The organism is Silvibacterium acidisoli (assembly GCA_022870745.1).
GTDB lineage: Bacteria > Acidobacteriota > Terriglobia > Terriglobales > Acidobacteriaceae > Silvibacterium.
In genome coordinates, this window is the sequence record CP085323.1 from 4,675,289 (window position 1) to 4,694,520 (window position 19,232).

17 protein-coding genes are annotated in these 19,232 nt (G+C 60.0%); 11 read left to right on the plus strand and 6 right to left on the minus strand.

Annotation, left to right across the window (positions count from 1 at the left end; genetic code table 11):
• Window positions 1–155: 155 nt before the first annotated feature.
• Complete coding sequence (locus LJD29_RS19350) at window positions 156–1,406, plus strand: M20/M25/M40 family metallo-hydrolase (protein WP_446743215.1); 1,251 nt, start codon at window positions 156–158, stop codon at window positions 1,404–1,406.
• On the opposite strand, the gene LJD29_RS19355 is transcribed toward LJD29_RS19350, so the two are convergent.
• Together LJD29_RS19355 and LJD29_RS19360 are read right to left on the minus strand one after the other, a co-directional pair.
• Complete coding sequence (locus LJD29_RS19355; protein ID WP_446743216.1) at window positions 1,403–2,611, minus strand: TCR/Tet family MFS transporter; 1,209 nt, start codon at window positions 2,609–2,611, stop codon at window positions 1,403–1,405. The genes LJD29_RS19350 and LJD29_RS19355 overlap by 4 nt on opposite strands.
• 163 nt (window positions 2,612–2,774) lie before the next feature.
• A complete protein-coding gene (locus tag LJD29_RS19360; RefSeq protein WP_446743217.1) occupies window positions 2,775–3,479 on the minus strand; it encodes a Crp/Fnr family transcriptional regulator in 705 nt (234 codons plus the stop codon).
• Between the two features lie 163 nt (window positions 3,480–3,642).
• Between LJD29_RS19360 and LJD29_RS19365 the strand changes: the two genes are divergently transcribed.
• The 4 genes from LJD29_RS19365 to LJD29_RS19380 all read left to right on the plus strand — a co-directional run bounded on the left by LJD29_RS19365 (window position 3,643) and on the right by LJD29_RS19380 (window position 7,534).
• Entirely contained in the window at window positions 3,643–4,074 is a 432-nt protein-coding gene (locus tag LJD29_RS19365; protein WP_446743218.1) for a hypothetical protein, read from the plus strand.
• 30 nt (window positions 4,075–4,104) lie between these two features.
• Window positions 4,105–5,037, plus strand: coding sequence for a DMT family transporter (locus tag LJD29_RS19370; RefSeq protein ID WP_446743219.1), 933 nt, complete (start codon window positions 4,105–4,107; stop codon window positions 5,035–5,037).
• A 213-nt stretch (window positions 5,038–5,250) separates the two neighbouring features.
• Window positions 5,251–6,912 (plus strand): trypsin-like peptidase domain-containing protein, encoded by a 1,662-nt coding sequence (locus tag LJD29_RS19375; RefSeq protein WP_446743220.1) that lies wholly within the window; start codon window positions 5,251–5,253, stop codon window positions 6,910–6,912.
• Between the two features lie 163 nt (window positions 6,913–7,075).
• Window positions 7,076–7,534 (plus strand): peptidoglycan-binding domain-containing protein, encoded by a 459-nt coding sequence (locus tag LJD29_RS19380; protein ID WP_446743221.1) that lies wholly within the window; start codon window positions 7,076–7,078, stop codon window positions 7,532–7,534.
• A gap of 74 nt (window positions 7,535–7,608) precedes the next feature.
• Here LJD29_RS19380 and thiD read toward each other — a convergent pair whose 3' ends face one another.
• Window positions 7,609–8,418, minus strand: coding sequence for a bifunctional hydroxymethylpyrimidine kinase/phosphomethylpyrimidine kinase (gene thiD / locus LJD29_RS19385; protein WP_446743222.1), 810 nt, complete (start codon window positions 8,416–8,418; stop codon window positions 7,609–7,611).
• 145 nt (window positions 8,419–8,563) lie between these two features.
• On the opposite strand from thiD, the gene LJD29_RS19390 reads away from it, so the two are divergent.
• The 4 genes from LJD29_RS19390 to LJD29_RS19405 all read left to right on the plus strand — a co-directional run bounded on the left by LJD29_RS19390 (window position 8,564) and on the right by LJD29_RS19405 (window position 10,917).
• The gene (locus LJD29_RS19390) at window positions 8,564–9,076 is read left to right on the plus strand and encodes a septal ring lytic transglycosylase RlpA family protein (protein WP_446743223.1); all 513 of its coding nucleotides are present in this window, start codon (window positions 8,564–8,566) and stop codon (window positions 9,074–9,076) included.
• A gap of 99 nt (window positions 9,077–9,175) precedes the next feature.
• Window positions 9,176–9,883 (plus strand): orotidine-5'-phosphate decarboxylase, encoded by a 708-nt coding sequence (pyrF, locus tag LJD29_RS19395; RefSeq protein ID WP_446743224.1) that lies wholly within the window; start codon window positions 9,176–9,178, stop codon window positions 9,881–9,883.
• 23 nt (window positions 9,884–9,906) lie between these two features.
• Window positions 9,907–10,056, plus strand: a complete 150-nt coding sequence (locus LJD29_RS19400) for a type II toxin-antitoxin system Phd/YefM family antitoxin (protein ID WP_446743225.1) — start codon at window positions 9,907–9,909, stop codon at window positions 10,054–10,056.
• A gap of 48 nt (window positions 10,057–10,104) precedes the next feature.
• The gene (locus LJD29_RS19405) at window positions 10,105–10,917 is read left to right on the plus strand and encodes an alpha/beta fold hydrolase (protein ID WP_446743226.1); all 813 of its coding nucleotides are present in this window, start codon (window positions 10,105–10,107) and stop codon (window positions 10,915–10,917) included.
• Between the two features lie 480 nt (window positions 10,918–11,397).
• Here the strand turns inward: LJD29_RS19405 and LJD29_RS19410 are convergent, their stop codons facing one another.
• Window positions 11,398–12,012 carry a TetR/AcrR family transcriptional regulator gene (locus LJD29_RS19410; protein WP_446743227.1) on the minus strand — a complete coding sequence of 205 codons (615 nt, stop codon included), beginning with the start codon at window positions 12,010–12,012 and terminating at the stop codon, window positions 11,398–11,400.
• Window positions 12,013–12,081: 69 nt separating this feature from the next.
• Here LJD29_RS19410 and LJD29_RS19415 point away from each other — a divergent pair, with 69 nt between their 5' ends.
• Complete coding sequence (locus tag LJD29_RS19415; protein ID WP_446743228.1) at window positions 12,082–12,912, plus strand: oxidoreductase; 831 nt, start codon at window positions 12,082–12,084, stop codon at window positions 12,910–12,912.
• 96 nt (window positions 12,913–13,008) lie between these two features.
• The gene (locus LJD29_RS19420) at window positions 13,009–14,220 is read left to right on the plus strand and encodes an aldose epimerase family protein (protein WP_446743229.1); all 1,212 of its coding nucleotides are present in this window, start codon (window positions 13,009–13,011) and stop codon (window positions 14,218–14,220) included.
• 75 nt (window positions 14,221–14,295) lie between these two features.
• Here the strand turns inward: LJD29_RS19420 and LJD29_RS19425 are convergent, their stop codons facing one another.
• Entirely contained in the window at window positions 14,296–17,238 is a 2,943-nt protein-coding gene (locus LJD29_RS19425) for a protease pro-enzyme activation domain-containing protein (protein WP_446743230.1), read from the minus strand.
• A 159-nt stretch (window positions 17,239–17,397) separates the two neighbouring features.
• On the minus strand, window positions 17,398–19,104 hold the full coding sequence (locus LJD29_RS19430) for a hypothetical protein (RefSeq protein ID WP_446743231.1): 1,707 nt from the start codon (window positions 19,102–19,104) through the stop codon (window positions 17,398–17,400).
• Window positions 19,105–19,232 lie beyond the last annotated feature (128 nt).

Sequence of the window (19,232 nt, forward strand, 5' to 3'; positions counted from 1 at the left end):
CACACGAGCTTGTCATTCCGAACAACGTGAGGGATCTGCATTCAGTTTCGATAGCAGGGCTCTCATTGCGTTCGGAATGACAAGGCGGATGCGAAGACGAGTCCCTAAGCCCTGTTTCCTGATCCCTGCCCACTCTTTTGCTACCCTAAAGTTCCATGGCATCCACTCTCCCTGCCTCAGCCTTCTCCCGCGTCTCGCAGATCGCGGCGGATCGCCGTGTGCATCAGGCCTTCCAGTGGCTGCATATCAACCAGCAACAGATTCTCCGCTGGCAGGCGGAGCTGGTTGCGGTGCCTGCCCCGCCCTTTGGCGAGCGTGTGCGTGCGGAGTGGCTGGCCGAACGGTTTCGTGGGCTCAATCTCGACGAGGTCTATCTCGATCCCATCGGCAACGTCATCGCAATCCGCCGTGCGGCGCAGCCGAGTGAGTCGTGCCTGCTGCTCTCAGCACATATAGATACCGTCTTCCCTGCCGACACACCGATCGAGCCGAAACTCAACGGTACCCGCCTTGAAGCTCCCGGAGCCTGCGACAACGGAGCGGGCGTCGTCTGCCTGCTGGCGCTGGCCGCGGCACTCGAGCAGACAGAAACGCGTCTCAATTGCGACCTCATCTTTGCAGGCAATGTCGGCGAGGAAGGCGAGGGTGACCTGCGCGGTGTCCGCTACATTTATGAACACGCGGAATGGCGCGACCGGGTCGCGGCGCACATTGTGCTCGACGGAGCAGGCCACGAGGTAGCCGTGACCGACGCACTCGGCAGCCTGCGTTATATGGTCACCATCACCGGTCCGGGCGGGCATTCCTGGACGGATGCGGGACGTCCCAATCCCATCGTGACCCTCAGCCGCGCCGTAGCGCGGCTCGGCGAGATCGAGCTGCCTTCGTCTCCTCGCACCACCTTCAACGTCGGAACCATCGAGGGCGGCACCTCCGTGAACGCGATCCCTGAGCAGGCCTCGGCGCGCTTCGATCTGCGCTCGACAGATGCGGAAGAGCTCATTCGTCTTGAGGTGGAACTCTATCGCGCCGTTGAAGATGCCGTGATGGACACGAACCGGTCGCAGCCGCAGAGCCGGCGTGGCCAGAATGCCCTCGCGTTCACCATCGAGAAGATAGGCTCCCGGCCAGTGGGAAGGCTTTCGCCCCAGAGCGCACTCTATGAAACACTCTCCGCCGTCGATCGCCATCTGAACATTCACACGCAGCCGCGTGTGGCTTCTACGGATGCGAATATCCCGCTGTCGCTTGGTATTCCGGCGGTCAGCGTTGGAGCAGGCGGCGACGGCGGAGGCATCCACACCCGCGGAGAGTGGTACGACGCCCATCGCCGCGAGCTTGGACTGAGGAGAATATTGCTGCTACTGCTGAGTGTCAGGGACCAGGCACAGGTGCCTGCCGTTTAATCTGGAACGCCTAATCCCCGCTTTTCTCTCGTCACCCACATCGTTAACGGTACGGCGACCAGCAGCATCAGCGAAGCCATCATGAATGGTGTGCCCGGGCCGGGCAGGTGTAACGGATTTCCCGGACGGATTGCCTCGGCAAAGGTCCAGCTGAACAAGCCCGGTCCGATCAGCGAAGCAATTCCGCGCAATCCTTGTAAGGCTCCCTGCAGCTGACCCTGCTCGTTCGCGGCTACGTGCGGAGTCATCAGTCCCTGGGCTGCCGGCCATGCCAGCCCCCAGGTGCTCATCAGCGGAATCCCGATCAGAAATTCCTTTCCGGAATGCGCAAAGCCAAAGATGGCGAAGCCTATCCAGCCGACACCGTAACCGACGAGCATCGTCCGGCGCTCACCAAGCAGCTTGACCACGCGCCGCACCAGGAATCCGCCTACCAGGATCGACCCCATGCCGACCGCTCCCAGCGAAAGCCCGACCGCGCGATCGCTCCATCCATAGCGATAATCGAGGTACAGCACCCAGGTATTGAAGGATTGCTGCGTCAGGTAGCTCAGCAGCAGCACGCAGGCCAGCCCCAGCAACATGCGGTGCCGCTTGAGCAGCACCAGCGATCCGACAGGATTTGCCCGCTTCCACGAGAAGCTGCCGCGCTTCTCGGGCGGCAGCGACTCCGGCAGAACGAACAGGCCGTACAGAGCGTTCACCAGGCTGAGAGCAGCCGAGACCCAGAACGGCAGGCGAGGGTCGTGATTGCCGAGCAAGCCACCCAGCGCCGGGCCCAGCACCAGCCCAAGGCCGAGCGCGGCGGAAACCATGCCGAACGAAGCGGCGCGCTTCTCCGGTGGTGTGACGTCGGTGATGTAGGCCATCGCCGTCGGTACGCTTGATGAGGTGATGCCCGAGACCACGCGCCCCAGAAAGAGCCAGCTCATGTTCGGCGCCAGCGCCATCACGATGTAATCGAGGCCGAGACCGAAGTTCGAAGTCAGCACGATCGGCCGGCGTCCGAAGCGGTCACTGAGCGAGCCGAGCAGGGGCGAGCAGAAGAACTGCATCAGCGCCCAGACGGTCGCGAACAGCCCCATCATCTCGGCAGCGCGCACGGTGCTGCCACCTTCGAACTCGGTAATCAGCCGGGGCAGGACGGGAGCAATCATTCCCATCGCCAGCATATCCAGCATGATGGTGACGAAAATGAACGTCACCGCTGCCCTGCGGGGTTCGGATACTGGTTCCTGTGGTTCGGGTGAATCTTCCGCAGCGAACGCCGCTACGGTCTCTTCCTCTTCAAAGGCCATGAGGACCATTTTCGCCCGGAAGACGCTGGAAAATTGCTGAATTGTGACGTTTGGCGTGAATTCGCGACTGTCAGGCAGAACGCGAGTAGAGTCCGTTGTACAGGCGTGCCACGATGGGATAGCAGCCGCATGCCGCGTTTTCGAGGCCGCTGCGGTCCAATATCCTCACGCGTCCGCGCGAGTAGTCGATTACGCCACGCCTCTGCAACTCTCCTGCAGCCATGGTAATGGTGGTGCGCCGCGAGCCGAGCATTTCGCCCAGGAATTCCTGCGTCAGCTCGAGCAGGTCGTTGCCCGTCTTGTCCTGAACCGTAAGCAGCCAGCGTGAGAGGCGTTCTTCTGCCTCGTGCATGCGATGGCAGCCGGCAATCTGGATCAGGCTGAAGGCCTGGGCCTGCTCAAACTCAAGAATGCAGTTCCGCAGGTCGGGTAACGTCTGGTATGCGCGTGCCAGATCGGCAAAGGCAATACGCAGCGCCGCTCCGTCCGACTGCATGATGCACTGGGACGGACCCACCGCCGGACCGAGCAGTTGCAGGCCGCCAACAATGCCCTCGCGGCCGATCATTCCTGACTCCACCGCACGCCCGTCTTCCATGATCGAAACGATGGAAGTCATCCCCGAGGTCAGGAAGTACGCATATTGCGGAAATTCCTCCGGGTGATAAAGCAAGGTGCGCAATGGGAGATCAACCGGCTTAACCCGGGCAAGAATGTATTCGCGAGTCGCAGGAGAAGTGGCTTCGAGTAGCAGATTGCGGTCAGACCCGGGCATGGAATTGTTACCGATCAAAGTGGCAAATGTCCTTAATGCAGTTGAGTATAGGGGCTTTTTTCTTTTTATGCAGTCAGCCTTTTATGTCGTTTAGCGTACACAGTACGCGCCACTCCTGCTTTACCCTGACAAACGGATTTGCAGTGTTTTGAAATCGAAAAAAATGAACGAAACCCCTTTTGTCCTCCTGTATGGACGCGACTCTCAGCTCCTGGAAACACGCGAATGGATCCTCGAAACGATCGGATATCCGTCGCAGGTCGCGAGCCGTCTGGAAGAGTTTCAACTGTATCTGCAGGATCGTTCTCTGACGCTGGTCATTATCTGCCACTCCGTTCCTGCCGCCGAAACCGACGCGGCCATCGCGGCGGCCCACCAGCGGAGGCCCGATCTGAGAATGCTCGTTCTCGTCGCCAACGCATCCATGCGCTACCGTAAGACAGGAGAACGCACCTTCGACACGCAGGAGGGTCCGGGCCTGTTGATCGAGGCGGTGCAGCAGTTGATGGCCGATGACGACAACGGCACTCTCCAACAGGAATCCCGGCACGCGGAACTCAAAGTCGTACGCCTGCCGGTAGTTCCGAGCGAGTAGCCCCAGGCCGGATCCTGTTACCCTCGGCTCATGTCCCGTTCGCTGAAAGCCCACATTCTCCTGATCGCCGTGGTGCTGGTCTGGGGGACGACATTTGTACTGGTCAAGGCAGCGCTGCAGGACATCTCGCCCATGCTCTTCAACCTTCTGCGCATGGCCATCGCTGCAGGCACGCTCGCAATCTTCTATCGGAGACACCTGAAACGCATCAGCCGGAGATCCCTGCTGTGTGGGGCTATCACCGGGGTCTTTCTCGCGCTCGGCTATGAATTCCAGACAGCTGGACTGAGACTGACGACGCCCTCGAAATCCGCCTTCATCACCGGACTCACCGTCGTCCTTGTTCCGCTGCTTCTGATATTGCCGGGACTGCGGCCCTCCGGCGGCCATGCCCCGCGCTGGAACGCTTACCTCGGCGCGTTTATCGCTTTTATCGGCATCGTGCTGCTGACCACCCCGGCGCAGGCGAGCTTCGGCTTTGCATCGATCAATCGCGGAGACCTGCTCACCTTCGCCTGCTCGATCGCATTCTCGTTTCACATCCTGTGCCTTGCTCACTTTTCTCCGAAAATGCATTTCCAGCAGCTGGCCGTCGTTCAGATGTCTGCCGCGACTGTCTTCATCGCGATCGGCCTGCCGCTTTTCGGGCATCCGATGCTGCACTGGACCCCGGCGGTCGTTTTCGGATTAATGATGACCGGCCTGCTGGCGACAGCGGTGGCTTTTACGGTGCAAAGCTGGGCGCAGCAGTTTCTCCCGGCGACCCACACGGCGCTCATCTTCACCCTTGAGCCCGTCTTCGCCTGGATCACCTCATTCCTGCTTCTGGGGGAGCGGCTCAGTGGCCGTTCCACCGCCGGTGCGCTCTTGATTCTTGGGGGCATCGCCTGCACGGAGTTGATCCCGTCTGTCATTCAGCCGACCGCCCACGAGGGAGCTCCACTGGTTTCAAACTCTGAGTGACCGATTTGCCAATCCTGGCGTCTAACGCTTTTGATGGACTTGTATCAACTCGACCGAAGCAACCCGGATTTATACTGAAAAGGATGCATGCGCTTTCCGCTCAACATTTAACGGAATGAAACCGTTCTGGAGAACGGGTAGCCTGGCGGAAACATCTATCCGGTATCGCTCACCCTCACTGTGCATAAAGGAAAGATCACGAGGTTAGACCGAATGAAATCTCTTCTAGGACGGCTCCGTTATCGCCGTCTCGCTTCCACCTTCACCATCCTTGCCACCCTCTCCGTCGGCATCATCGTCGGATCCGCCGTCGCGCACGGCGTTAGCGGGCAGGAAGCGAAGGTAGACAGCTCCGATGCAACGCCGCTGAAGGTTCCCGCACCGCGCGACATGTCTACTGACTTCACGCGCATCGCGAAGCAGGTCGGGCCCGCCGTGGTGAACATCAATACCATTACCCTGCCCAAGGAAAAGCAGCAGGGACGTCTTCGTCAGCTTCCCGGACGCCGGATGGCGCCGCAACAGCAGCAGCCACCGGACGACCAGGGCGGCGACGATGACGATGACGATCAGGACCAGGGACAAGGTCAGGGCGGTCAGGATTTCCAGGACTTTTTCCGTCACTTCTTTGGCGGCGGACCGGAGGGTCCCGATGACCAGGGCCAGGAGCGCGAGTCGCTCGGCTCGGGCTTCATTGTTGATCCCCGCGGATACATCATCACCAACAACCACGTTGTCGATAAGGCCGACAAGATCTTCGTCCGCCTCTCGACCGACCCTGATGGAGGCAACATCCAGGGCCGCCCGGCAAAGCTGATCGGCGTGGATAAGGAAACCGACATCGCGGTCATCAAGATCGATACCACCGAACCGCTGCCGACTGTGAAGCTCGGCAACTCGGACGGTGCGCAGGTCGGTGACTGGGTTACCGCTATCGGCTGCCCCTTCAACCTGTCTCACACGGTCACGGCGGGCATCATCTCGGCGAAGAACCGCACCATCGAGCCGGGAACCAAGGGCCAGTTCCAGCACTACATCCAGACCGACGCGGCGATCAATCCCGGCAACTCGGGTGGTCCGCTGCTCAACATGGCCGGTGAAGTGATCGGCATCAACACCGCGATCTATACCTCGTCGGGCAGCTACGCCGGTATCGGCTTCGCCATGCCTTCGAACGTGGTGATCTCAACCTATAACGACCTGATCAGCCCGGCCCACAAAGTCGTGCGCGGAAGCATCGGCATCCAGTTCCAGGGAGCCTTGCCGAGCGCAGTCGCCCGCGTCTACGGCTTCAAGACGGGTGTTCTGATCTCCTCCGTGCAGCCTGGCTTTGCCGCAGACAAGGCTGGACTCAAGGCGGGTGACATCATTACTACCCTTGACGGCCGCTCCGTGAAGGACAGCGATGATCTCGTGGCTGATATCTCGGCCCGCAAACCGGGATCGACCGTGAAGGTTGGCTACATCCGCAACGGACAGCACCTCGATGCCACCGTAACCATCGGTGACCGTAGCAAAATGCTGGCTGCGGCGGCGGCGAACCAGGGCGGCGACCAGGACGACAACACGAGTCCAGAAGCTCCCGACGCGGCAAAGACCAAGCTGGGTGTTACGGTGTCGGAATTGCCGCAGGGCGCTCCGGCAGGCGTACACGGCGTACTGATCCAGGCGGTCAAGCCGGGTTCGTTCGCCGACGAAGTGGGCCTCGCTCCGGGCGCTGTGGTTGTTTCCGTGAACCGTCACCAGGTGCATAACATCGCCGAGTTCCAGGCTGCGGTTTCGGGCCTGAAATCCGGGGATGACGTGGCGTTCGAGCTGGTCGATCCCCGCGCTCCCAAGGCCGGAAGCCAGTACCTCGGCGGCACCCTGCCGTAGTAAATCGATAAATGCCGGCTCCTAAATGGTTATCAGGAGCCGGCATTTTCCTGTTGCAATCCGAAACGACAGTCTTTAGGCTGCAAAAGAAGACACCGTTTTTTGCAGGTTTTTGAAGACCTATTCATTTCTGCCGAATTTCCCCTGTGAGGTTTGTTTTTTGATGTTCACAATTCGGTCTCTGCAATCATTTCTCCTGATCTCCGCACTGGCAGCCACTCCGGCTGTAGCCAGCCGCACCCATCGTGCCCCGACGGCCGGGCATAAGGCTTCGTCGCATAAGGCAAAGAAAGTCGCGCATCACGTCGTTGTCGGCCAGCGTGGTATCGATGCAGACCGGGCCCGCGAGATCCAGGCAGCGCTGATCAAACGCAATTACCTCACCGGCGAGCCCACCGGCGAATGGGATTCCGCCACCGAAGCTGCCATGATCAAGTTTCAGGCGGACCACGGCTGGCAGACCAAGCTGACGCCCGACTCCCGCGCCATTATCATGCTGGGCCTCGGACCAGAACATGCCGCCAGCACGCAAACGGCGTCCGAATCGGCTGTTCCCGATGCACCGGCATCTAACGGTCCCGCGGCAAACACCCTGGCTTCGATCCGCACCATCCAGAACTAGCTTTATAGAGCGAGCAAAAGCCGCCAGCGATGCTGGCGGCTTTTGCTTTTACGGCTGGAATCGATTCCCCAGGCTCACTGGTCGAAGCCGAAAAAATGGTGCAGTGGTCCCCGCCCCTTGCCTATTGGATAGGCCGCCTTCATGGCGGCAGCCACGTATTCTTTGGCGGCTGCCACGGCCTGAGCCGGCCCCGCGCCGTTCACAAGTGCCGCCAACAGTGCCGATGAGAACGCGCAACCGGTTCCGTGGGTCGCGCTGGTCTCGATTCGCTGTCCCGGAAATGACTGCACCTCAACATCTTCGGTTACAAGCAGGTCATCAGGCGGATCGAGGTGGCCACCGGTTGCGACCACCTTCAGGCCGGGGACAGCCCTCACCAGCCGCTTTCCTGCGTTGGCGGCTTGCACCTGGGAGGAAACCTCCGTCCCGGTCAGCAATGCCAGTTCGTCAGCGTTCGGGGTCACCCACCCGGTTAGGGGGAGCAGTTCCTCGCGCAACAGATGGATTCCCTCCGGGTCGAGCAGAGCGCGGCCAGAACTGGACCGGATCACCGGATCCACCACGACCCGGTTACGGTCCAGCCTGAGCCCTGCCAGGAAGCCGATGACTGCACGGACAACTCCGGCCGAGCCCAGCATCCCGACCTTGACCCCGGCAATCGGGCCATCGTCGGCTAGGCAGGACAGGGTCTCGGCAAGCAGCGCCGGGTCGACGGGCTCGACCCGGCGAACGCCCTGGGTCGACTGCACGGTCAGGGCGGTAATCGCTGCCAGACCATAAAGTTTGTGGGCGGCAAAGACCTTCAGATCGGCTGTAATCCCCGCTCCAGAGGAAGGATCGAAGCCGGCAATAGTCAAAACGACGGGAGGAATCGGAGATTTCATGGTCACAAATCGCTGATTTTTACCTTGACGAAACCTTGCCAGAATTGCAAATTTGCTATCTAACTTCACGTTTGGGCGTGAAACAAATTGTGGCGTTTGTTTGACTTGCGGTTTTCCGCATCCATACAATCTTAGAAGGAGGAACATGAGCGCTATCGCAATTCCCAAACGATCCCGTCTAAAACGCTCCGCGGCAATCGCCGGCAGTCTTCTTGCAGCCGCACTGACCGTATCCGGTCCTACGACCGGCCACGCTGAACAACCTACTTCATCCAAGGCTCCCGCTCACCACTGGTATCAGATCGGCCGCGCATCCTGGTATGGCAAGTTCTTCCAGGGCCGCACCACTGCTGACGGCGAGAGCTACGACATGAACGAACTAACCTGTGCCCATCGCAGCCTGCCCATGGGATCGCTGGTCCGCGTGACGAATCTGAGCAACCAGAAGTCGGTTGTAGTTCGCGTCAACGATCGTGGCCCAATGCCCCGCAGCCGAGTGATCGACCTTTCGTACGCAGCCGCCCGTTTTCTCGGGTTCAGCGGCAAAGGTACTGCTTCAGTGAAGCTCGAGCTTCTGAAGGACGATCCAGCGCTCGCGATGTTGAAGTTTCCGCTCGACCCTTCTGCATTCCGGCTGACTCCTACGCTGGTGCGCTAAGGTTCTGAGCCTCTCTGCCTTTGCAGTAGCGTCTTCTGCAGGGTGCGGGCCTAAGGCCCGCACGCAGGACGCCAGGGAAACAAGATAAAATCGAGCCCGATGGCTCACCCTTCCGAACGCATTATCGCCGCCCTCGACTTCCCTTCCCGTAAGCCGGCTCTTGAAGCTGCCGCGAAACTTCAGGGCATCATTCGTTGGATGAAGATCGGCCTGGAGCTCTACGTGGCAGAGGGCAACAGGATCGTCTCCGACATTCAGAACCTGGGCTTTTCTGTCTTCCTCGATCTCAAGTTCCACGACATTCCAAATACTGTAGCCGGAGCCGTGCGCACAGCCGCCGCGACCGGTGCAAAGATGCTCACGGTACACGCCAGCGGCGGCCCCGTGATGCTTGCTGCAGCCCAGGAGGCGGCAGCCGCCAGCTCCAACCCTCCTAAGATTCTCGCCGTCACGGTACTCACGAGCATGGATGCCGCCCAGCTTTCGGCGACCGGCGTTGCAGCTTCACCGGCCGAACAGGTGAAGCGGCTGGCAGCCATGGCCTATGGATCGGGAATCCGGGGCTTCGTCTCAAGCCCTGAGGAGGTAGCTACCATCCGCGCCGCCCACCCTGAGGCGACACTCGTAATCCCCGGCATCCGCCCTGCGGGTGCAGCAACCGGTGACCAGAAGCGCATCGCGACCCCGGCCTCAGCCGTCGCAGCAGGCGCCGACTACCTCGTTATCGGACGGCCGATCATGCAGGCGGCGGATCCGGCGGCAGCAGCGCAGGCGATCGTGGACGAGATCGCGACGGCCCGCAGCTGATATGCCTTCGCTAGCCTTCGCCCATGGAAGTCAAAGTACATGAGGCTAAGACTCGGCTTTCTCAGTTCATCGTCAAAGCGGAGGGTGGAGAGAAGGTTATCATCGCACGCAATGGTGAACCCGCGGTACGCTCTGTTCCGCTCACGCCTGTCACCCGGACGCTATGCGCTTGAAACGATCCAGTAGAGACTCCAGGAAACGCGGGCGATTAAACTGGGCTCGTGAGCGATTTCTACCAGTCTGACGACGCGCGCCTCTTCTACACGACCATGGGCAACGGACCCGACCTGGTTCTGCTGCATCCGACACCCTGCGATCACCGGTTCTGGCTTAGTGTTGCCGAGATCCTCGCTTCGCGGTTTCGCCTGATTCTTCCCGATCTGCGCGGACACGGGCGCTCCGAAGCCGGTTCGGGAGCGATTACGGTACAGAAACTCAGCGCAGATCTCATTCGACTGCTCGATGACCTCGAGGTAGGCCGGGCGCTCTTCGCCGGATGCTCCATCGGTGGCTACACCTTATATGAGTTCTGGCGCCAGGCTTCCTCGCGGGTCGGCGGACTGGCTTTTTGCAACTCGCGCCCGCAGGCGGATTCGGACGCCAACCGGGCCAAGCGCGAGGAGTGGATCGCGAAGATTCGCGAGCGAGGCACCGCTGAGTTTGTCGACGCCATGCTCGGCAGCCTGATCGGTCCCACGGCTCAAAGGCGCGAATTCGGGCGCATCGACCTGGTGCGGCAGATGATGCAGACGGTCACACCGCAGGCGGCGATTGCCATCCTGCAGGGGTTGGCGGCGCGTCCCGACTCGGTGGAGACATTGCGGACGATTCGAGTTCCCTGCTTTGTGCTGGCCGGCGGTGAGGATACCTCTTCCACTACCGCCGACATGAAGCTGCTCGCCGAGCAGATCCGCAACGGTGGCTACGGCGCCGAGTTTACGGAACTTCGCGACGCCGGGCACTATGCCCCGTGGGAGCAGCCGGGGCTGGTGGGCCGGATGCTGCTTCGTTTCTTCGAATCGGTAAGCGGCTGATCCCCGTCGCGAAGACCGGGATGAGATCGCGCCAAAGCTGGAAGGACGACGCTGTCTCCTGGCGGATGAGCGGGGCAGGATGGGCCCCGCAGAAGTCTTTTGGCGAAGCGCTGCGGAGCCCTGAGATCGACAACCCTAAGGCTGACGACGTTCTTATTGTAGACGCACGCATTCTCCTTCGGAGAACGACGAAAGGCCCGGTATGCCACATGTAGCTTCTTTACCCGCTTTCGGAATTGCCCTGGCGTGAACAAGGGCCATCGGCCTCCCTGCTCTGCCGCCGTCGAAGACAACACACGGCAAAATGTAACAGGTCCGGGCACGAGTTCAACGCCACTTACCAGACCATGCTTCTCCATGAGGCGCTTCGCCGTGTCGAGGCTGCCTGCGCTGGCAGGAGGACAATGGCGTCGCCGCATCCCGACCCTGTCTTCTCTGCTCGTGGGTGGTGTTCGAGATGCCTGCGGCGGCCCAGTGAATTCACGCAGGCCGGTGGCCCTCCAGGAACTGTGCCAGCAGGCGGCGAACGAATGCGCGATCGATCGTGCCTGTTCCCAGCAGCAGGCGGTAGTAGAGCGGGCCGTACAGCATGTCCGTTGCAAGTTGAAAGTCGATCTTCGTTCTCAGCTCGCCTTGCGCAACGGCCTTCCTGAGCGTCTGAATGACGCCTTCGCGCCTGGGCTCGATCCAACGCTCACGGAAGGCGACGGCGAGTTCCATGTCCGATTGAGCTTCTGCAATGAGCGAGCGAATGAGCCGGCCGTAGTCGCTCGAGAAGAAGCGCGCCTGGAGGAAGAGTTGGCTTTCCAGGCTGTCGAGAGCGCGTTCCGCCTCTGGAAATTGCGTGCGCGGTCCGACAAGGACCAGCAACGCGTCCATGACAAGCGCGGCCTTGTTAGGCCAGCGGCGATAGAGTGTCATTTTCCCAACACCGGCTTCGGCCGCTATCTGGTCGACAGTGACATTGCGGAAGCCTCGCGTGGAGACGAGCCGCAATGCCGCTTCAAGAATGACGCGATCGGTATCCTCGCCTCTTGGACGCCCAGGCCGGGTCTTTCCCGCCGTCTCTATTTTTTTAACGATCTTTTGCGACATATACGATACTCCTAGTATCTTATCTCCATAGGGTTATCGATACCGTCAGTATCGTATTAAGGAGTATATATGGCGAAGACAGTTCTGATTACCGGAGTGAGCACTGGGCTTGGACGTGCTTTTGCGGAAGCCCTTCTTTCAGCTGGCTATACCGTTGCGGGAACGGTTCGTAAGCAGGACGCCGCTGAAGAATTCGAGAAGATCAAGCCCGGTTCGTCCTTTGCTCGGGTTCTCGATGTGACAGATGAGGAAGCTATTCCAAAGGTGGTAGCCGACGTTGAGGAGAAGATTGGGCCAATTTATGCCTTGATCAACAACGCAGGTTACGGGCACGAGGGCCTGCTGGAAGAGAGCTCGATGGAGCAGTTGCGCCAGCAGTTCGATGTAAATGTGTTCGGTGCTGTGGCGGTTATCAAGGCGGTTCTGCCGCTTATGCGCAAGCGGCGTGAAGGACGCATTGTGAACGTGACATCAATGGGCGGGCTGATGGCCTTTCCGGGGATTTCGTACTACCACGGCAGCAAATACGCGCTTGAGGGCATATCGGCTTCTCTGGGCAAAGAGGTGAAGCCCTTTAACATCTTTGTCACCGCGCTGGAACCGGGCATGTTCCGAACGGACTGGGCAGGACGGTCCATGGTGCGGGCGGAGCGCAGCATTGCCGATTACGATGAGAGCTTCAACCCTGTTCGAGCTGCACGCGCAGCGCGCGACGGCAAACAGCCGGGCGATCCCGCGAAGGCCGGACGGGCGGTGGTGACTCTCCTCGAATCTTCAAATCCCCCTGCTCACCTTTTGCTGGGTCCGGACGCTATCGACTACGTGACAAAAGACCTGGAATCTCTCAAAGCAGAGTTTCAGGCGTGGGAATCCGTGACGCGTTCGACCAACTTCGATTGATGCTCCGCACTCCGGCTGGGTCCGTGGCGCGTTCGCTTTGATTGAAGGCTCCATATCAGTTACGATTTCCCTTCGGCGCTCAATCGCTGGAGGTGAATGATGACAGAGTGGAACACCTGGAAGCGGCGCGCGCACGCGGTCCTCGATAAACAATCCCTGAGACGGGGAGAACCAAAATACCGAAGCATCGTTGCCTGTTGCCTGCTTGCCTTCTCGCTTTCGACCGTACCTGCATATGCGGCATCCCGCGAGCTTGCGATTGAGCAGATCGATTCAATGCCGAACGGCGATGCCATTCATACCTATACCCTTACGAACAGCAAGGGGCATTCGATCAAGCTGATGGACCTGGGCGCAACATTGCTGCAGGTAAATGTGCCGGATCGAAGCGGCAATCTCGATAACGTGGTCATGCAGCTCGGAAACCTCTCCGACTACAAGGCAAACACCATGAGCGCCGTTAACTCTGTTGTGGGGCGCTATGCGAATCGCATTGCCAAGGGATTTACGCTTGACGACGTTTACTATCCTCTTACGGAGGATGCCAATGGAATTACCCTGCATGGCGGCCGCGATTACTACCAGCAGCGGTTATGGCGTTACATGCCCATGCCGGAGAAGCACCAGGTCACTTTTGCGCTCGACAGCGCCAGCGGCGACCAGGGCTTTCCTGGCGAGCTCATCGCGACTGTAACTTATCGCTGGAGTGATTCCGACGCATTGACCATCTCTTTCGCGGCGGCGACGGACAAGGACACTGAGCTGAACCTGACCAACCACGCTTACTTCAACCTTGCGGGCTTCGGCACGGTTCCGGGTACAGATCAGGTTTTACAGCTCTATGCGCGCCGCTATGCTGCTACCGATGCACTGCAGATTCCGACAGGCGTTCTGCCCAGTGTGGAAGGCACAGCGCTCGACTTTCGCAAGCCCACGCTGATCAAGTCCCGGATGGGAGCGGAGACCGCGGGCGACCTGAGCACGGTCAAGGCCTATGACTACAGCATGCCGCTCGACCTTGCGCATGTGGGTACCGGCCACGTGGCTGGACGCCTGTACTCCCCGGCAAGCGGACGTGCGATGGAGATTCGGACCACCGAGCCTTCCATCCAGATCTACTCCGGCGTTCATCTGCGGCATGGTATTCCGCTCGCAAACGGCAAGGACCTCTTCCAGGGCGCGGGGTTTGCGCTGGAGACCCAGCACTTGCCGGATTCGCCGCACCATTCGAATTTCCCCTCCACGGAATTGAAGGCTGGCAAGGTCTTTCGTTCGACGACGATCTTCCGCTTCTACTTGCAGAAGTGAAGATGTTGCCAGTTTCTGCGGAACAGGCGACGGCCCGGATGGACTTCCATCCGGGCCGTCTCTTGTTACTGGAGCTTACTGTGTCACGGTGAGGGTCAGTGTTGTGGAGGCAGCGATGGAGGAATCGGTCGTGTCGGCCGCGTTGAGGGTGAGCGTATAGGTTCCGGCAGCAACAGTGGTGCTGGAGGTAGACGTACTGGTGCTTGAACTGGAGGATGTGGAGGAGGACGAGCTGTTTCCGCTCGAACCACAGCCAGACGCCAGTCCGAGTAGTCCAGCAGCGACCAGAACCGCCATCAGGCTCCAGAGCTTGCGCCTGCGCTTTCCAAAACCGAGGAAACAGAAACCGGCTGCTCCGAAAGCAGCGCTTATACGCAGGGCTGACTGCCAGGGTGATGCCGGAGCGGAAAGCTGTGCCGACTTGCTGCCTGCTTTGACGAAGCTATGACGGCGAGAGGAGGCTTTCGCGGCGGTTGCACTGCAGGCGCTTTCGCTGGTGTAAATCGTCAGCGTGGTAGTTGCGGTTGCATTCGCGGTCACTGGCAGGTTGCTGATGTCGTAGCAGCCGTATTGCTGCACCGAGGTGCTGCTCGTCGAGAGCGTGAAGCCAACGGTACCGGCGTAGGAGTTGGCCGGCGTGACCGTCACTGTCGAGGTTCCCGAGTTTCCTGCCGCGACCGAGATGTTTGCCGCAGTCATCGTGATGGAGCCGCCGGAAGAACTTCCGGACGAGCCGCCGACGTCAACCGTAACGGTGCCGGTGGATGCCGCGAAAGTTGTGTCCCCTGAATATGCCGCGGTAATGACGTGTGAACCCGCAGTGGTGGACGAGAAGGTATACGTAGCTGCCCCACTGGAGAGGTCAAGCGTAGAGCTTTGCGTGGCGCCATCGAGCTTGATCGTCAGGGTTCCAGTGGGTGTGGCGGCAAGCGAGGTCGCAGACGACGCTACCGAGATTGTGATGACATCGCTTGCTCCGGAAGCGGGGTCCGCGCTCGCCGCGTTCAATGAGGTCACTGTGGGCGTAAGCGCGGTCGTGGCAGTGGCAGGCCAGGCATCCATCAGGTTGTTGAGGTCGATGGAGCCTAATCCGCTGGCCTCGTCGTAGCCAGTGGTTGCTGCATAACTGGCCGCGCCGGCGGTCGAGCAGTAGGTGGTTCCGGCGGTGCACTGATTGCCACCGCTGGTGATGTCGTGGAAGGCCGAGGCGTAGGTTGCGGCGTCGGCGGCGAGGGTGTACAGAGTTGAGTTGATCAGGCCCTGGCCGTTGGAATTCGTCTTTTGATTGACGATGGCCAGCATGCCGGCAAAAATGGGCGCGGCAAAGCTTGTGCCCCCGGCAATGGTAAGATCCTGCGAGCTTGAATCGCGGAAGCCGCTGTTGCAGCTTGCCTTCTGGCCGCTACTCCAGGCGGTGGTGTCGCTGGTGCAGTAGAGGTATCCAGCGTTGTCCGGCGAGGAGTCGAGAGAGATATCGGGGAGCATCCGCTGTGTCCCGCTGGTGATGCCAGTCACTCCGGCCTGCCAGGTGGGCCGCGTCGTCAGCGTGCTGGTACCGCCGCCTCCGGCGGAAATCGCATAGTACGGTCCATATTTGGCTCCGTAGGTTGCGCTGTCGTCATTCCAAACCTGTTCGGGGATGTAGGAGAGTGCTGACGCGATCACGTCGCTTCCGCTCGCAGACTCCCAGTAGGTGGAGTTGGTCGATGCGACGTCAGCCGATGGAAACTCCGTGCCGCCCATTGCTGTGACATAAGCGCTGCTTGCCGGGTAGGCGACGGCGAGCTGTGTTTCATCGGAGGTGACGGTTTTGTCGGTGGGGCTCACATCGGCGTAGCAGGCGGTCGAGCCGGTGTCTCCACTGGAGACGATGACGCTCTGTCCCTGGGTCGCGGCCTGCTGGAGATTCGCTTCGATGGTCTCGTGCTCGGCTTTTCCACCCTGAGTGGAGTTGAGGTCCTGCTCGCAGAGTCCATAGCTCAGGCTGATAATGGGTGCGATATCGGTATCGACTGCGTAGGCGAGCGAATCGAAAACACCCTGGTTGTTTTTACTGTTGCCGGTGTAGACGAAGTAGATATTCGCACCCTTGGCGATGCTGCTCGAATACTCCAGGTCAAGATCGGACTCGGCTTCATCGCCCTGAACGACCTCGGAGCTGTCGGTGTTCGGCACCAGCACGACGGCCGGATCCTTCACCGGCAATCCGGTTGCGGTCTGGAAGGCTTCGATGTCGGAGAGATCCACTGCAGACTGGCCCATGATGGCAATGGACTGGCCGCTGCCGGTGTAGCCGGCAGAGTAGGCAGCGTTAATGTCGTACACCGTCGCCACGTCACCCGGGGTCATGTAGTGGTCGCCGGGGCTCATGCCTGAAGTGAAGTTCGACTGCACGCTGGCGCTGTGAAACCGCACGTGAGGCTGCGGACGGAAGTTGTTGAGATTCGCAATGGAGCGTACGACACCTGACAAGGCAGACGGAACCGAGACCGGCGTCGAGTTGGCGATGTGCGTGACGCCAGCCTGAGTGTAGTTATGGATCTCGGTCTGGAAGGCGGATTCGACCTGCGATGCCGAGCCGGAGAAGGTGATGCTGGTGCGGCTGTTCCCTACTCGATCGACCGTAAAGCCCTGCTGCTCGAGCCAGGTCTTTACCGTCGCGATGTCCGCCGCGCTGAGTCCGAAGCGGCTGGCAAACTGCGCAGGGGTGAGCCATTTGTGATAGTTGGCAGAGCCGGGCGTCTGCTGCTCGCTCAACAGCAGCTTAAGATCGGCCTGCTGGGCGAGGGTTGGGGCGAAGTACATCGTCATGCCGTCCAGGCGCATGCCGGCGTTGGCGCGGCCTGTCTCATATTTCGCGGTGGCACGCGGACTGACGGTGCCTGGGATCTGTACCGTGTTGTAGCCTTCGATGGTTTTCGGCAGGCGGCCCGTGGTGGACTGGGCGAAGACCGAACCGGTGAAAAGAGATAGAGCGAAGATGGTCTTTGCGGCGACCGAATGCTTCCACAAATACATCAGATACAGCCTTTCTTCGACTGTGAAGTCAATGCAGTTGCAATTTCAAAGACTGTCCTTGTACGCGGGTTTACTTATGGGGACAGCCACGATTCTTTCTTGCTTTGTCTGCCTCATCCCCGGCAAAGAGGATGAGCAATCCGTCGAATGGTTCCTCCTTCAACCGCCGTTCGCCGTCGCTTCAGATACTCGCGATGACGATGGCGCCGGCAGCGATGAATAAGACACCAGGCGCTGCGAGACCGACTCCGGCTGCACAACCCAGACCTTGCGGCCGGGGAACGCGGCGATCAACTGGCGGTCTGTCTCCGCACTCATGCTCCTTGCCCAGACGATCGGTGAGTTCTGCAGGTCGGCATCGTTGAAGACCCATTCCTCTTCGCCTCGATGATCCGGTCCATAGCGGACGAGGCAGAGGTCTTTTCCTGGGCTCTGCAAAAGCGCCTTTTCGACAGCGGGACGATCGACGTCTGAATAGCGCGGATCAAGCGGGAGCGAATCGCGTTTCGCGTGGCGGTAGAAGATGCTGCCAGTGATGACGATCTGCGCCAGCAGCCATCCTCGTACGAGATCCCGCCCGCTGATGCCTGCGATCTGCGTGTTGCGCAACCGGTAGAGGCCGAAGGCTATCAGCAGGAACAAGACCGCGGCGGCGGAGGCTCCATATTGCGGGTAGGGCTCCCATGCCATCAGGATAATCTGCAGAACGAAGGCCAGAAACGCCACGCAAACCGCAAGCTGCGGTTGTTTTCTCGAGCGCAGCAGCGAGACGAAGCCAAACAACAGGAGCAGGCCGTTTCCGACGACAAAGACCTCGTAGTAAATCTTGAACTTCTTGCGCAGAAACCAGAAGGGCTTGCTCATGATGGTTTCGTGCTGGCCGAGCTCCCAACCCAGATAAAACCTGCGCATCGACTCGTGGTGATAGTTCGGAATCGGCTGCAGATGCGAAAACAGAAACGGTCCGGTGATGTGATACCGCTTGTAGTTGGTTACGTAGGCAAAAAGCAATGGATGCCCCGTGCCTCGCCAGTTGTAGTAAAAGAGCCACGCGAAGGTCGCCGCCAGCATGAGCAACGGCGGTACAGACAACAGCGCGATACGTCCCCATCCGGCAGGCCTCAGGCACCACATCAGGATGAGTACGGCAGGCAGCGAGACGACGCATCCCTCGTAGGGGCGTGTGAGCACAAAGATACAAAGACCGAGACCGAGGGGCAGCACTGACAAGACTGTCTTTCGGCTGAGAATCCTCGGAAGGCTGCCGAAGACCAGCGCTCCGGCGACGGCTTCAATCCCCAGGCAGAAGTAATTGTCGAACCAGCGATTCCAGTTCAGGCAGATGACACAAGCCAGCAGCGCAACGGCCAGCGCATAGCCACGTGGCAACCATGCGGATACGGCCCAATACAGCAACGCGCAGAAGAGCGCTGTGGAGAGAACAACCGTGATCCACGGCAGACCGATGAGCTTGCCGGCTGCAAGCACCAGGCCTGTACCGGGCAGGTACATGGATTGGTAGGTGGGCCAGATGTTTTCGTGGAAGGTCTCGAACGCCTGCGGAACGGGAGGGACAGGATTCGTGAGGCGGCCATGGACGAAAGTGTCCGCAGCCAGCATGTAGCTGAATTCGTCGTGAATCAGCGGGCGCGGCACGGGATCCATGGGCAGCAGCGCTGCCCGCACAGCGAAGCAGAGCGCGATAAGCCCGAAGAAGCAGAGCCAGGGATGGCTGCTGGCGGCCGCGATCTTAGACTCCAGCCAGCGAGCGACCTTGAGCCAGCCTCCCCATTTCGCGCCGAGAAAGGCAACAGCTACGCATAAGAGTTCGATAAACAGGTAATGCAGGGTGGTGTGAACTGGCAATAAGGACTCCGTTACGACCCGGGACCACGCAGACTGCAACGAGCGCTCTGTCGTGGCGTGCCTTCCCGCGCTCTTAACAATATACGTAGACGAAAACCAGCCGAAGACGACTACACCGATCCCAAAGT

Bases quoted from the DNA above. Each gene is read 5' to 3' on its own strand.
- LJD29_RS19350 (WP_446743215.1), top strand. From the start codon at position 156: ATGGCATCCACTCTCCCTGCCTCAGCCTTCTCCCGCGTCTCGCAGATC.
- LJD29_RS19360 (WP_446743217.1), bottom strand. From the start codon at position 3,479: ATGCCCGGGTCTGACCGCAATCTGCTACTCGAAGCCACTTCTCCTGCG.
- LJD29_RS19365 (WP_446743218.1), top strand. From the start codon at position 3,643: ATGAACGAAACCCCTTTTGTCCTCCTGTATGGACGCGACTCTCAGCTC.
- LJD29_RS19370 (WP_446743219.1), top strand. From the start codon at position 4,105: ATGTCCCGTTCGCTGAAAGCCCACATTCTCCTGATCGCCGTGGTGCTG.
- LJD29_RS19375 (WP_446743220.1), top strand. From the start codon at position 5,251: ATGAAATCTCTTCTAGGACGGCTCCGTTATCGCCGTCTCGCTTCCACC.
- LJD29_RS19380 (WP_446743221.1), top strand. From the start codon at position 7,076: ATGTTCACAATTCGGTCTCTGCAATCATTTCTCCTGATCTCCGCACTG.
- thiD (WP_446743222.1), bottom strand. From the start codon at position 8,418: ATGAAATCTCCGATTCCTCCCGTCGTTTTGACTATTGCCGGCTTCGAT.
- LJD29_RS19390 (WP_446743223.1), top strand. From the start codon at position 8,564: ATGAGCGCTATCGCAATTCCCAAACGATCCCGTCTAAAACGCTCCGCG.
- pyrF (WP_446743224.1), top strand. From the start codon at position 9,176: ATGGCTCACCCTTCCGAACGCATTATCGCCGCCCTCGACTTCCCTTCC.
- LJD29_RS19400 (WP_446743225.1), top strand. From the start codon at position 9,907: ATGGAAGTCAAAGTACATGAGGCTAAGACTCGGCTTTCTCAGTTCATC.
- LJD29_RS19410 (WP_446743227.1), bottom strand. From the start codon at position 12,012: ATGTCGCAAAAGATCGTTAAAAAAATAGAGACGGCGGGAAAGACCCGG.
- LJD29_RS19415 (WP_446743228.1), top strand. From the start codon at position 12,082: ATGGCGAAGACAGTTCTGATTACCGGAGTGAGCACTGGGCTTGGACGT.
- LJD29_RS19420 (WP_446743229.1), top strand. From the start codon at position 13,009: ATGATGACAGAGTGGAACACCTGGAAGCGGCGCGCGCACGCGGTCCTC.
- LJD29_RS19425 (WP_446743230.1), bottom strand. From the start codon at position 17,238: ATGTATTTGTGGAAGCATTCGGTCGCCGCAAAGACCATCTTCGCTCTA.